Origin of the sequence: Paenibacillus sp. NPDC057886 (genome assembly GCF_042796655.1) — a bacterium.
Classification (GTDB): domain Bacteria; phylum Bacillota; class Bacilli; order Paenibacillales; family Paenibacillaceae; genus Paenibacillus.
Window position 1 is genome coordinate 166038 of sequence record NZ_JBHVMZ010000006.1, and the last position, 13182, is coordinate 179219.

A 13182-nucleotide genomic window follows, 5' to 3' on the forward strand; every position below is an offset into this window, starting at 1 on the left:
GGAACGAAGGTTAGTAACCTATGAAAGTCTCTTTGTGTATAAAATAGTATAGTATACTAGAGAAAACGTGAGGTCTCATTTTAGTCTCAACTTTAAGAGAAAGAGGTATAAGCGCAGCATGTACCCGCTATCGGTTAACCAAAATGATTATGCAGCTCGAATCATCGGATTCGCCCGGGAAAAGCAGGATTTCGCCAGCTGGTTAAACTTGTCGAAGGCCGAATCGCGGGTCTTTTCCGTCTCCGGGATCGGAGGCATTGGAAAAACGACGCTTCTCACCGAGCTTGCCCATGTGGCAAGAACGGCTGGTGTGCGGACAATCTGGATGGATGGAAGAATCTCCATGCAGACGCCAGGGGCGTTTTTGACGCATCTGGAAATGAGCCTGGAGGTGGAGTATGGCCGAGTGCGCGGCGCAGACGTGCCCCAGCTTGCACATGTCTTAGAGGAATTGACGGGACAACGAACGGTGCTCCTGATGGATAACTGTGAAAATCCGGAACGGATCGAAAGCTGGCTGCTGTCCAGCTTCCTTCCAAGACTGGCTGGAGCACAGTGTCTGTTCGTATTTGCTTCACGGATCGGTCTGCCCGTTACGTGGCAGGCGAATCCGATATGGGGACACCGAATCGATAGTTTCCCGTTGGAGTTGTTCTCCCGCAAAGAGGTGTTTGATTACGTGCAGGCAAGTGGATTGCCTGTTTCCGTGCAACGGGAGCTTGAGTACCGGACAAGCGGTCATCCACTGCTGCTTGCACTGACAGTCGACATGCTTCGGCGACAAGACGGGGAACCGCGGTTGTCACAGCTTCCGGGCATACTGAGCGCGGAGTTTTTGAAGGAAGCGGCTTTGCCTTGGATGGTAGAGGCTTTGCAGGTGCTGTCCTTGCTCCCTTCCGCTGATCAGACGATCCTCAATCAGCTGCTGGAAAAGCCGCTGACAGCCTCGGAGTATATGGATCTAGGCAGACTATCCTGTGTCCGAAGGGAAGTGGACGGCTTGAGTCTCCATCAGTTGGTCTCCTGTATACTTCGCGAGGATTATGAAAAGCGCGACCCCGGACAGTATCAATCCATGCGTTCCAGGATATTGGAACTGCTGGCTGAGAAATATCCAGAAGCAAGCAAGCTGCGGCAGATGCAGATCGCAACGCATGTGCTGGAGCTGTACCGGGAACAGCTGCCTGCCGTGCACGCCTATGCTGATTTTTCTGGCATGCGTCAGCAGCATTATGAGCAGCAAGCCTCCTTGAATTCGGACGAACTGCCCCTGCTGCACCGCTATCTGGAGTCCTCACTGGCAAGATCCGATTGGCAATCAGAGCTGGTGGAGAGTGGGCAGCATCATGCATTGCTGGACGATATTGCACGCGTTGCCCCCGAGGGCCTGCGCTTAATTCGAAACAACGACGGCGTACCGTTGGCGTTCTGCGCGGGATTGTCGCTAAACGAACGGACATGGCCGTTGCTCAAACGTTATGCGTCTGAACTGGCTGAACTGTTGTCCAAAGGAGTTGATGTTGATAATACGGGGTATGATGCGCGACGTGATGGAGATACGGTATGTGTATTGCTGGCCGCGGTGGATGTGGAGCAGCCGTATTATCGCCCGGAGGAGCTGGGGGCCATGCTGTTCCAGAACTGGCTCGTTGATACGGCAAACGGCCTGCGTGCGATCATCCCTGCGGCAGACCCGCAACTTGGCACACTCCTCTCGCAATTGGGCTTCGAGAGAGAAGGCCATATTCCGGATGAGCGAGTACCATCTAGACGCAGCGGGGGAGAGCAGATAACGTTATGGGAGCTGGATTTTCGCCAAATCACGTTCGAGATATGGGTCAAACGATTGTTGAAACAGAGCATGCACGATAGCGGACGAGTGGAGGCGGGGGCGCTGCGTGCCGTTCCCTGGAGTGAGATGAAGCAAATGGTCCGGCATATGTACGATGACTCGGTTTTGGAAGCAATCCCCTCTCTGCAGGCGGCAGGGTGTAGGCCAACGTCGGCAAGGGAGCTGATTCTGCGCTTGCTCACGGAAGAGAAGCCGCGATATCCACTTACAGAATTAGAACAGCGCATCCTTAGGGAAAGCTACCTTCAGAAGAACCTCCGCCAATCGCAGTTGATCGAAGCCTTCCATATGAGTCGTGCGACCTTCTACCGCCATATACGGCAGGGATTCCAGCATATGGGCTATGCCTTCACACAGGCTTGGACAGATTCGAAAGAGTAAGGTCTGCACTGCGATGGAACAGGTGTCTATCCAGTTGGATGTTGGATAATATCTCTCCGACATCCTTGAAGCTTAACAGTAGTGATAGAGAAACAGGGACCTCTTGCCAATCATGGCGAGTGGTTCCTGTCTATGTGTGAGCACACCAGGAGAACATAGCGCTATTCAGTTCGGATCGCAGGCTTCGTCTGGTATACAGTGCACATCTTGTCCGTTCTACTTCACATTGCAGTCAATTGGATTGAAACGACAGTGGCTGAAATTGCGGCATTGTTGGCTAGAGTACTTGATTTCACGTTAGTCCTCTTTAGCATCAACCGGATTCTCCGTACAACTATTCGAGTCGCTCCAGCTCCCCTCATATGTTATAACATCTGATTATCACAACGTTTATGTTAGAATAGGCTGAAAAGGAGGAGTCATTATTGAATAAACAAAAAATTGTGATTATTGGCGCTGGGATTGTCGGGGCGTCCATGGCCTATCATCTGGCCAAACGAAATCAAGTTGTAACCCTTATTGAACGACACCCCGCCGCGGCGTGTGAAGTCACGGATAAATCTTTTGCCTGGATACATACTTCTCATGAAGTGGCTCCCGAATACTGGCATTTGTACGATGCAGCTTTGGATGAATATCATGCGCTTCAACAGGAGATCCCCGAATTGAAAATTCATTGGCATGGAGCGCTGACTTGGGACATTCCGCCCCTAAGGGAGCAACTCCACTTTCAAAAATTAAACCGGGAGCAGCTTGAGGCATTGGAGCCGAATCTGAAGGAATATCCGGATGAAGCGATGTATGTAAGCGAAGAAGGTGCAGTAGATCCTATAGTGTTAACGGAGCTGTTGTTGAACAAAGCGCAGGAGTACGGAGCAAAGGTTCAATTCGGTACCAACGTTATACAGCTGCAGCAAGAAGACTCCCGCCTGGTCGGAGTCCATACGTCCAAAGGTTTTCTGGAGTCGGATGTCGTGATAATGGCCGCAGGCACAAGTATACCTGAACTTTGCAACCCGTTAGGTTGTTCTGTGCCGGTAACGATGTCGCCTTCCATTCTGATTCGGATGAAAACGGCGGATAAACTGATCCATACATTGATCTCAAATGCGCAATTCGAAGCGCGTCAACTGACAGATTATACGCTGCTGGCTGCGGAAGATTATATCGACGAGTCGGAGGAAAACGGACCAGAGGCTGTGGGTAAGCGAGCATTCGACACGTTACGTCGCAGTCTGAAGGGCGGAACTCAACTGGAACTGGAAAGCATAAAGGTCGGGCAGAGACCTATGCCTGAAGACGGCTATCCAATCGTGGGCTTCCAGGATCACATAAAGGGACTTTATCTGACGGTGATGCATTCTGCAATTACGCTGGCTCCGCTGATTGCACGTTTGGCTGCAAGTGAAATTATCGATCAAGAATTAAGAAGTGAATTAGACCCTTGTCGACTCTCCCGATTTTAGGACCACACGAAAAAGAAAAAGAGTACATCGCCACATGACCGATGTACTCATATATTACCTACTGTATATCTGCTTAATTCTTCTACTCTTCCCCCGTTGCAATAGAATTCTCACTGTAAGAAATCCAGTCGCTTCAGCTTCCGGAATACAGCTTTACATTCTTATATCCGGCCTCTTCCAGTGCAATCACATTCGGGCAGGCGGAGACGCCGGAGCCACAATACACGATGATTGCACCATCTTTGTCCAGCTTGCTGAAACGTTCTTCTAACGCTCCAACTCCCGTCCAGCGTCCTTCTGCATCCAGCACATCTTTCCAAAAAATAGTTTCATCGCCCCCCGGAATATGTCCGGCCTATTGTTATCTTCCTATTTTACCGATAAATATATAAAATGGGGAGTTACATGAAGTTTAAACATTATAGTGCAGGTAGTTACTTGTTGAAAGTACATGGTGCAACAGGCAGTTTTTTTAGAGGTCTTTGAGCAATTAGTTTGAATACTTCACTTCAACTAAAAAGAAAGATTAAAGAGACACATCCTGACTTGGTTGAATTGGGTGTGATTAAGAGTGGAATTAATGCTCAAGCTGAGACAGCCAAGCAAATTAACCTTGTTTGGGTTATCGTCACTTTTGTGTTATCAGCTATCTTGTCGCCTACCGTTTTTTATTTAGGACAAAGTTTAAAGGCCTCAGATTGGGAACACGAGTCAAGAATATATATATAAAGAAGTGTTAGAACCGATTGAAAGTGTAGATGAAAAGGCAAAGTATTTATAAAAAGCAATCTCAGAAGATGCATTGAAATTCACCAAGGAATTAACGATGCTCCAAGAAGCGCAAGGGAAAGTGTTACTAATAATTATAGGAATGTTATTAACGGGATTCGTAGTTTTTTTTCTAAGATATCAGTGGATTATAAGCTTAAAAGAATGCATAGATATTGCCTATGCTGAGCACGAGAAGTTGCTTGCAGAAAAGAAAGAAGCGGATGTTAAAAATCGCCGCACATAATAAAGATATCCAAATAGTCGTTTAATGAAAAAGTAGTGGCCGATAATTGACCGAATTATGGCTATATGATGGCTCTTCATTGGACTTTAGACATGATATATTTGTATTGTGGAATTCGGGCGAGAATGAAACGCACAGCGGCATATGACTGGGGTGTTTCTCTTTTGTTCGTATTTCGTATCAAATTTTGGAGGGAATATAGTGGAGTGGATTAGAAACCTAAATTCATCTGAGTGGATTTCAGTGGTAAATGCTTTGGCAACTTTGATATTGTCTTTTTTTGTTTATAAGTCAACTAACAAAGCTTCCGAAGCCGCGGTTAAAACTGTAGATTTAACAGAGCAAACCTTTCTATTAAACCAATCAATATCTGATAACAAAGAAGAAGAGAAAAAAATGTACAGGAATTCGCTAAAATATCAATATATAAAAGTATTAATGAAAAGAAGCGATAATATTTTAAAGGCAATTACATACTCCGATGGTATGGAAATTCACAAAAATTTGAGCACTCTTGAATATAAGCATTATATTTCTTCTGAGAATTTAGCCTTGTGTTTTAACGAGTATGAAGTTAAGCAAATAACAGACGCATGGTTTGTCTTTGAAATATATTTAGATAAATACTTTAAAGAGACGTATTCTCAAGATGAAATAAACATTTTAGCAAGGCACGCTGGGACATCAATAGATAACTTTACCTTAATATATGATTTAATGATCGTATTACAGAAAGAAATTAATCACTAGCTCTTAATACTGAACATGGATGTGAATCAGCGAGTTGAAGAGTTAGTGGAGGAATGATCGTTGAAATCATCAAGTATTGGTATTATTCTATTTGACGTGGTCTTGGTTCGCTAACGTCCCAGAAAGTAGCTGGAGAAATGCAAAGGTTATTTATGGGGCAGGTGGTATGGAGTGAAGCAATTCTGTGTAGACCCACTTGTCTGAAAAAGGAGTATTCCCCTTGGTGTCGAACTCTTGTTTTACTTTTAGGAGGTTTGAAGATGAATGCATTGGATCTATATAGCAAAGAGGATGTACACCATTGGTTAAAATATTCTCCGAAGGATCCGCAGTACCTAAAGTTTTCACCAAATATTTTAGCTGCAGGTTTTAAAATTGTTGACGTTTATCACTCGTTCTGTTATGGAAGACAATCGTTGCTTTTTATTGAATCTAAAGATTATGGAGAATTGGTGTTCCCAAAAGATGACAATATCAGTACGCTTTCTTTACGAGCAAACTTCTTACTTAATGCCCTGGCTTTTTATAACTACTGTATTGATATATCTTGGCAAGTATCTTGGTTTTTTTATGGAGACTATGGAAGGGATATTATTGAGGATAACAGTAAATTTGCTAAAGCTTCTACTAAATGTACCTTTGATGAGTTAAATTACATACTTACTTTAGCGAGAGACATAAAATCAAGAAATATTTATCGGGAGTTTTTTAATCACAAGCTTACAGTTGACTTGAGAGAGAAATACAATCTTGTCAAACACAGAGGTTCGTTGCATTTTAAGGGACTGGGCATTCAATATGAGAACATAGGCATACGAATTAATGGCGAAACTCCTAAAATGTTAACAAATGAAGTTGTAGAAGTTGATTTATTAAAAGATCAATTAATAAAATTTGATATTATGTTCAAACGGTATTTCGATAGTTTGATAAGAGGAATTATGCCAAGTGATTATCTCGATAATAACTATACTTTGGATGATATATTAAATTTTCGCAACAGTATTCGCTGAGCATATCAATAGCTTCCATAAAGACGTTCCTGCTGAATGTCTATATTAGTTATATGTGAACCTTAACGCAACTTAGTGAGTGTACGCACGAGTTTGAGCCACAAACACAGGTGAAACCAACGTTATAATCGAACAGGTGGAAACTGAGATATGAGGGTGGGTATGAACATGGATGAGGATTTCACTAAGATTGATAAACAAATGGATTTAGCAACGGCTAATTTTAGTCAAGACATTACTAAAATAATTGAGCAAAATGCCAGAATAGTGAAAAAGTTAGGGCCGACATTTGAGGCTATAAGGAGAGCTTTAGAAGAATACGCTCCCTTAATCAGTGCTCTTCAGGATTTAAGGGAGAGGATTCGAGAAGAGTATTCAGGCTTTGAACAAACTGAACGTATACCGTTATATGAACATATTCATCAGGCATGTTTAATAAATACTAATTATGGTTGGTGCATGTCTTCAAATGTCTCCATTGGTGCCTATAGAAGAATAGCCGATAGCGAAGGTGGCCAAGAAGAAAAGGATAGGCAATTTGTAATGGAGTTTGAAGCGGAAAATTTCGACTTGTACGAGGCTGAAAAGAATCAAATTATATTGACTGCGAATCAAGATTGGCAGACTTTCTATGAAGAATGTTTCTTTTTAATTGATAATAAGAAGTACCAAGCGGTTGTTCCTTCACTGATGTCTGCTGTTGAACATGAGTTATCCTTTGAGGGAACTAATGATATTGGAAAGTCGTTGATAAACAGTGTGAAGTCTTCATTGGAAAGAGAAGAAGATCCAAATTCTTTTCTGTACGCAATCAGTACCTCTGTAATATCTCTATTGAATAACAGAATCTTTAAGTCCCGAGACTTCCACAGACAAAGACTTCCGATTATAAACAGAAATTGGGTCTTACATGGACGCGATAAACCTTTACTTTGGAGAAAAGAAGATGCCTATAAATTAATCGCATTAATTTCAGCTCTGCGGATGCTAAATAGGCGGTTTGAATGATTGGTATCTTAAAAGGACGAGCCGTGTGGACTTGTCCTTGTTTAACCCCATATGTCCGTCACAATATTGACAACATTTAAAATTGCAACTGGATGCCTTAATAAACCGATGATTACAGGGCAAGAATGAGGAACTCAAGGCGAAGGGAATGGATGTCGTCATTCCACTAATGCGTTAAAACAGGTGACCTCGTTCTTATAATGAACTTGCCTGAATCTTACATAGATCAGGACTAGGAGGAAAACAAATGGTAAACAACAATCAAAAAAGTCAACAGGCAATCGAGAGCTTCTTGGAGGATTGTCCACCTCAGACCCTTACCGAAAGAGTAAAGGAACTTAGTGCACAGAATCCGAGTGGGTTTTACCAAATTAAGGAGAAAGCGAGGGAGAAAAATAACGTACGTTGGACAGCAAACGGGTTAGAAAGCAAATGGCAGTAAACTGAGGATAGGTTAAGCAGAGGTGGTAGGTCAATTGTGACTTGTCGCCTCTTTATTTTTGAGGAGGGAATCACATGTCTTTAAAAAGATATCAAAAGATCACCGAGTTAGAGGTAATCCAGTTCGAGGGGAACATCTTTGAGCATACGGATGATATATTTGAATTTGTTGGTGTTCCGATATCGTTTAACATCCTTAGGGGCAATGTGGTAGAGCTTCTAGTGAAAATCGATCCGTTGAATCCTTTAGCTGTCCTAGTGGGACATTATATTGTAAAGACCGAACAGGGTTTGAAGCACATTTTAAGTCATATAAAAGAGGTATCATACATGAACAAATATACAAACAGAAATTCTGTTTGTAATCCATTTTAAGTCCTCATAAAGAGAGTATATTGATTCCCTGTTGACTTCTGCTAAAGATAAAGACCGTTACTGAGATAAAGCCTCAGTAACGGTCTTTTCATATAGTTGATCCTGTATTGTATTTCTTCGTCTTATTCCTCTCCCGTAGCAACCGCATTCCCCTCATAACTGATCCAGTCGCTCCAGCTTCCGGAATACAACTTCACATTCGAGAATCCCGCTTCTTCCAGCGCAATCACATTCGGGCAAGCAGAGACACCGGAACCGCAATACACGATAATCGCACCGTCCTTGTCCAACTTGCTGAACCGTTTCTCCGCATCCTGTTTGCTTGTCCAGCGTCCTTCCGAATCCAACACATCTTTCCAAAAATAGTTTACCGCACCTGGAATATGTCCAGCCTTGGCGTCGATGGGTTCCTCTAATCCAGCATAGCGGCGGGCATCGCGAGAGTCGATCAGTACAGCTGAGCCGTCAGCAGATGCTTGTTGTACATCCTCAACACTCGCCAACAGCCCTGGCTGCACATTCACTTCAAACGAAGCCGGAATCTGAACCGGCACATCCGTGGTCACCGGGAACTTGGCATTCTGCCAGGCAGAGAAGCCTTCATTCATGACATACACCTGTTCATGTCCCAGATAACGAAGTAACCACCACAGCCGCGATGCGTTCATGCCGCCTTGGTCATCGTAGGCAATAATGCGTGCATTCGAGCCGATGCCAGCTGTGGAGAGGCGACTTGCTAGTGCAGCCGGATCTGGAAGCGGATGACGCCCTCCGTGAGTAGATACAGGAGCGGAAAGATCCTTTTCCAGATCGAGATAAACGGCACCTGGAATATGTCCAGCCTCGTAAGCTTGTCTTCCGGCATCTGGTTGACCGAGCAGGAATCGGCAATCGGCAATGACGACATCCGGTTCATACATTCTGGCGAGCAGCCAGCGCATGGATACAATATTTTTCATGAAAACACACCGCCTTATATGTAGTGGGATGGATTCAACCGGAATCTGCGTGATGCAGGTCCCAGTTGATTTTTTACAAATATTCGAATACAAACTATTTACACCGCTGTAGGTTCGACTGGTCCTTTTCCAGCTACAGGAGCATCTGAGGGAATGGGCTGTGGTTTGGTTTTGCCATACCGAATGAAGATCCATACCCCGAAAATAATGACAACCCCGGCAGACATCTGAAGTCCATTGAGGGATTCACCGAGGAGCATCCAGGCCAGCAGAGAGGAAAATACAGGTTCCCCCAGAACCCCCATCGATACCGTCGTAGCATTCATATATTGAAGCAGCCAGTTGAAGAGATAATGCCCAAAGATCGTTGGCACGATGGCGAGCAACAGGAAAATTCCCCACTCGGAAGCCGCATAACCGCCAAACGGGTGACCATTAACCAAATTATATACCGCAAGCGTACAGGCAGCTACGAAAAATACCCAGAAGTTATAGGAGAACGCACTCAGTCCGGCACGCAAAAACTGTCCAAGCAGCATGTGTACCGCCACAGCGATCGTTCCGAGCAAAGAAAGAATATCCCCTCGCAGCGCTGTGCCTGCCAACTGGAAATCTCCAGCTCCAATAGCGATCGATCCGAGCAGGGCAACGCCCATACCGATGATCATCATGCGGTTGATTTTGGCTTTGAACAGCCAGACGGAACCGGCGAGAATCAATATAGGCTCCAAAGCGAGAATGACCGTTGAACTGGCTACACTCGTAAGCCGAAGCGATCCCATCCAGAGCAGGAAGTGCAGTGCCAGCATCACGCCGGATGCGAGCAGTAAAGCCCACTGTTTGAAGTTTAAACGCATCATCTCGTGCCGGTATTTCCACACAAAAGGCAGCATTAGCAGATTGGTGAGGAACAGTCGGTACATCGCAATGACGGCGACGTCGGCTGTGGACCAGCGTACAAAGATGGAAGAAAACGAAATGGCAATAATGCCGACAAAGAATAGCAGATAGATCGATCTGCCGGCACGGTTCAAGCTAGTCATGGATGTAGCTCCTTCTTGAAGTCAAATGGCGTAAATCAATTTATTATACAGGAGAATGCATCCGCAGGAAAAGTATAAGAGAAGAAATAGATAAGTAGATTGTAACCGGCCTTGTAACTATTCTGTCATTCTCACGGACTATTTTTCTATTAATCTTCTATATAGAGACATGAAACGATATAATGTACCAATAATCGGGAAAAAATGAAAGTAAGGAAGTGGCCTGGAAGTGAGAGTTCAACAACAGAGAGCGGGAGAGAGTGGCGGCATTCCGCATAGAACAAGCCGAACCAAGACGCATGGAAGAAGAAAAATCCGGTATGGGAGACTGAGTGCTGCGCTGGCGCTTCTGGCACTGCTCATTATCGGTTTAACATATGCATTCATTGGCATGACGCACTGGATCAAGGATTATGTAGCACCTCCGCCAGTAGCTGCGATTGAACAGCCAACGAAGCTTGGCATGATTGAAATGACACCGGAGTCCAAAGAGGAGCCTGCGCGGTTCCAGGGTCAGGTGCGCAAGCTGGCATACATAACGTTTGATGATGGACCAAGTGTATATACCGATCAACTGTTGGATATTTTGAAACAGCATGAGGCAAAGGCAACCTTTTTCATGATTGGACGTCAGTTGAATCAACACAAGGAAGCAGTGGAGCGGCTTGTCAAAGAGGGCAGTTATCCGGGGCTTCACAGCATGACACATAACTATAACAAATTGTATAAGAGCGGAAACTCCACTAATTTTGTGAAGGAGTTCAAAAAGGAGCAGAAGCTGGTCCAGGATCTGATCGGTTTTACGCCGCATCTGATTCGTGCTCCGTACGGCAGCAGTCCCCAGATCGGAGAATCCTTCAGGGGTGATATTGCTGCGGCCGGATTCAAAATGTGGGATTGGACCACCGACTCCCTCGACTGGAATCTTCCAGGTCAGCCAGACAAAATCGTTGAACGGGTCAGCAGCAGTGTACATCGGGATAAGGAAGTGATTCTGATGCATGAGCGCGAGCAAACGGTACAGGCCCTGCCACGCATTTTGAAGCTGCTTGAAGATCGGGGTTATGAGTTTGAGGTCTACGATCCGAATGCACATTGGGTAGCCAATTTTAGCGCAGACACCCGCTTGTAAATAACAACAACATAGAAGTTGCAAGAGAGGAGGCACCCCGAGGTGCTTATAAGAAAAAAGATAGCTCTGGCCGGGGTCAGCATATTGCTGGCTCTGCTTGTCAGTGCTTGCGGTCAGCCGCAGGTACCTGCGGCAAATCAAGTCAATCAACTGATTCTTACCGATCAGGAGATGAACCAGAGCCTGAAGGAGCTTGTTCATCATGAACGGGAAGACATGGAGTTATATTCATCAATTTTGAATAAAGGAAAGAACAAAAACAGTAATCTGGAAGCTTTGCTCGATCAGGCAGACGGACATATTGCCGAGCGAAGAACACTGCTGGAACAAGCTGAAGCGGTGATGAGCAGGACAAAAGAACAGATGGAAGAGCTGCGAACTTCGCTGGATCAGTTATCCTTTGAAAAGGAAGAGAATCTGGCTCAGGCCCACACGGTATTGGATCAATATGAGCAAAGAGCTGCGTCATTTGAAGCGTTTGTTGCCTCCTACAGGCAGAGCCTTGATGCGGACGAGCAGTTATATTCATTGATGAGAGGCAGTGTGGAGCCCAATCTGGTCAAGATCAAACGTGCGATTCGGGAACGAAACAGCAAATATGCCAAAGTTGCCGAGTTAAGACAGCAGTTCAACAAGCAGACGAAAGCTTTTAACGGAGCTAACGCGAAGCTTGTGCAAATGGAGCAAGCCGGCTGATTATTCATGGTGTAAAAGGGTGTTGAACATTTCGCATGATTGAGCGACGGGTCAGCCGTGTAAGTAATACTAAGCTGTCAAGTTAACAAGTCAGGCAACATGGACAAGCATCATTGCGTATAAGCTAACGGAGGTGTTCATATGCGAAATACTATGAATATTAGTGCATCATTACTTGTTTTGGTTATGGGATTCTCGCTTGTGGCCTGCGGCAACAGTAGCCCTACTGTTCAGCCACCCGCGAATAATACAGAAGAACAGACCCCGGCACCAGGGAAGCAGCCTGAGGAAAGTACTGTGATTGAAGGCGAAGGCATTTTGACCGGATGGGCAGATCCGCATACGGTTGAAATTCGTGTGAAAGAGGAACCGATGTCTTTTCAGGTGGGTGAAGATCTGCAGAAGTCTTTGGATGACATTGACGATGAAGATTCCGTTCAATTCAAATATGTAGAGAAAGCCATTGAAGGCGATACAACGACCAAACAGCTGGTGCTTACGGAAATTGCCAAGGTCGAGTCCGATGATGGTAACGGTACAAATGCAGGCGGTAATATTACATCTGATCGTTCCAAAACATCCGAGCTGGAAGTGACCGTGGAAGGCATGACCGAAAAGCGCCCGGTTACACTGGCTCAAGGCAAAGGATACTCATTATATGTGTTTGAACCGATGGTTTACGATACAGATGATCAAGAATTGACCATGAAGATTGATCCGGATTACGAGGTAGAGATTGAAAAGCTGCCTTCGGATTATAACCTGAATGAATTGAAGGCGGATGCGAAGAAAGAGCTGTCAGAAACAGGAACGGTCAAACAATTAAGTGAGGAAAAGCTTAGCAATGGCCCAATGAAAGAGGCAAAATTGTTCATGATGTCTCAAAACAATAAGAAAACAGAGTATTTCATCGTAAAGGAACTGGATGGCACTGACTTCGCTTTCCATATCCATGCACCGGTTGGCGAACCTTCAGAGGGCTTCCTGCCGATGGTTTATGCCTCCATTAATTCCATCATGAACGAGTAATCGTGCTTCGATAACAATATGT

13 protein-coding genes are annotated in these 13182 nt (G+C 44.9%); 10 read left to right on the top strand and 3 right to left on the bottom strand.

Going from position 1 to position 13182, the window contains the following annotated elements:
• Positions 1-118 precede the first annotated feature (118 nt).
• A complete protein-coding gene (locus tag ACFVQB_RS20890) occupies positions 119-2233 on the top strand; it encodes a bacterio-opsin activator (RefSeq protein ID WP_379443382.1) in 2115 nt (704 codons plus the stop codon).
• Between the two features lie 425 nt (positions 2234-2658).
• On the top strand, positions 2659-3699 hold the full coding sequence (locus tag ACFVQB_RS20895) for an NAD(P)/FAD-dependent oxidoreductase (RefSeq protein WP_379443384.1): 1041 nt from the start codon (positions 2659-2661) through the stop codon (positions 3697-3699).
• A 133-nt stretch (positions 3700-3832) separates the two neighbouring features.
• Here ACFVQB_RS20895 and ACFVQB_RS20900 read toward each other — a convergent pair whose 3' ends face one another.
• Entirely contained in the window at positions 3833-4045 is a 213-nt protein-coding gene (locus ACFVQB_RS20900) for a sulfurtransferase (RefSeq protein ID WP_379444437.1), read from the bottom strand.
• An 870-nt stretch (positions 4046-4915) separates the two neighbouring features.
• Between ACFVQB_RS20900 and ACFVQB_RS20905 the strand changes: the two genes are divergently transcribed.
• From ACFVQB_RS20905 to ACFVQB_RS20925, 5 genes are all read left to right on the top strand, one after another.
• Entirely contained in the window at positions 4916-5464 is a 549-nt protein-coding gene (locus ACFVQB_RS20905; protein ID WP_379443386.1) for a hypothetical protein, read from the top strand.
• 260 nt (positions 5465-5724) lie between these two features.
• Entirely contained in the window at positions 5725-6477 is a 753-nt protein-coding gene (locus ACFVQB_RS20910) for a hypothetical protein (protein ID WP_379443388.1), read from the top strand.
• 168 nt (positions 6478-6645) lie between these two features.
• Positions 6646-7485: a hypothetical protein gene (locus ACFVQB_RS20915; protein ID WP_379443391.1), complete on the top strand. Its 840-nt coding sequence runs from the start codon at positions 6646-6648 to the stop codon at positions 7483-7485.
• 247 nt (positions 7486-7732) lie between these two features.
• The gene (locus ACFVQB_RS20920) at positions 7733-7927 is read left to right on the top strand and encodes a hypothetical protein (RefSeq protein WP_379443393.1); all 195 of its coding nucleotides are present in this window, start codon (positions 7733-7735) and stop codon (positions 7925-7927) included.
• 74 nt (positions 7928-8001) lie between these two features.
• Complete coding sequence (locus ACFVQB_RS20925; protein WP_379443396.1) at positions 8002-8301, top strand: hypothetical protein; 300 nt, start codon at positions 8002-8004, stop codon at positions 8299-8301.
• A gap of 122 nt (positions 8302-8423) precedes the next feature.
• Here ACFVQB_RS20925 and ACFVQB_RS20930 read toward each other — a convergent pair whose 3' ends face one another.
• Entirely contained in the window at positions 8424-9260 is an 837-nt protein-coding gene (locus ACFVQB_RS20930; protein WP_379443399.1) for a sulfurtransferase, read from the bottom strand.
• 98 nt (positions 9261-9358) lie between these two features.
• The gene (locus ACFVQB_RS20935) at positions 9359-10303 is read right to left on the bottom strand and encodes a DMT family transporter (protein WP_379443401.1); all 945 of its coding nucleotides are present in this window, start codon (positions 10301-10303) and stop codon (positions 9359-9361) included.
• Between the two features lie 229 nt (positions 10304-10532).
• Here ACFVQB_RS20935 and ACFVQB_RS20940 point away from each other — a divergent pair, with 229 nt between their 5' ends.
• The 3 genes from ACFVQB_RS20940 (at position 10533) to ACFVQB_RS20950 (ending at position 13160) form a co-directional block, all read left to right on the top strand.
• The gene (locus ACFVQB_RS20940; protein WP_379443404.1) at positions 10533-11435 is read left to right on the top strand and encodes a polysaccharide deacetylase family protein; all 903 of its coding nucleotides are present in this window, start codon (positions 10533-10535) and stop codon (positions 11433-11435) included.
• Positions 11436-11477: 42 nt separating this feature from the next.
• A complete protein-coding gene (locus ACFVQB_RS20945) occupies positions 11478-12131 on the top strand; it encodes a YkyA family protein (RefSeq protein WP_379443406.1) in 654 nt (217 codons plus the stop codon).
• 141 nt (positions 12132-12272) lie between these two features.
• On the top strand, positions 12273-13160 hold the full coding sequence (locus ACFVQB_RS20950; RefSeq protein ID WP_379443408.1) for a hypothetical protein: 888 nt from the start codon (positions 12273-12275) through the stop codon (positions 13158-13160).
• Positions 13161-13182 lie beyond the last annotated feature (22 nt).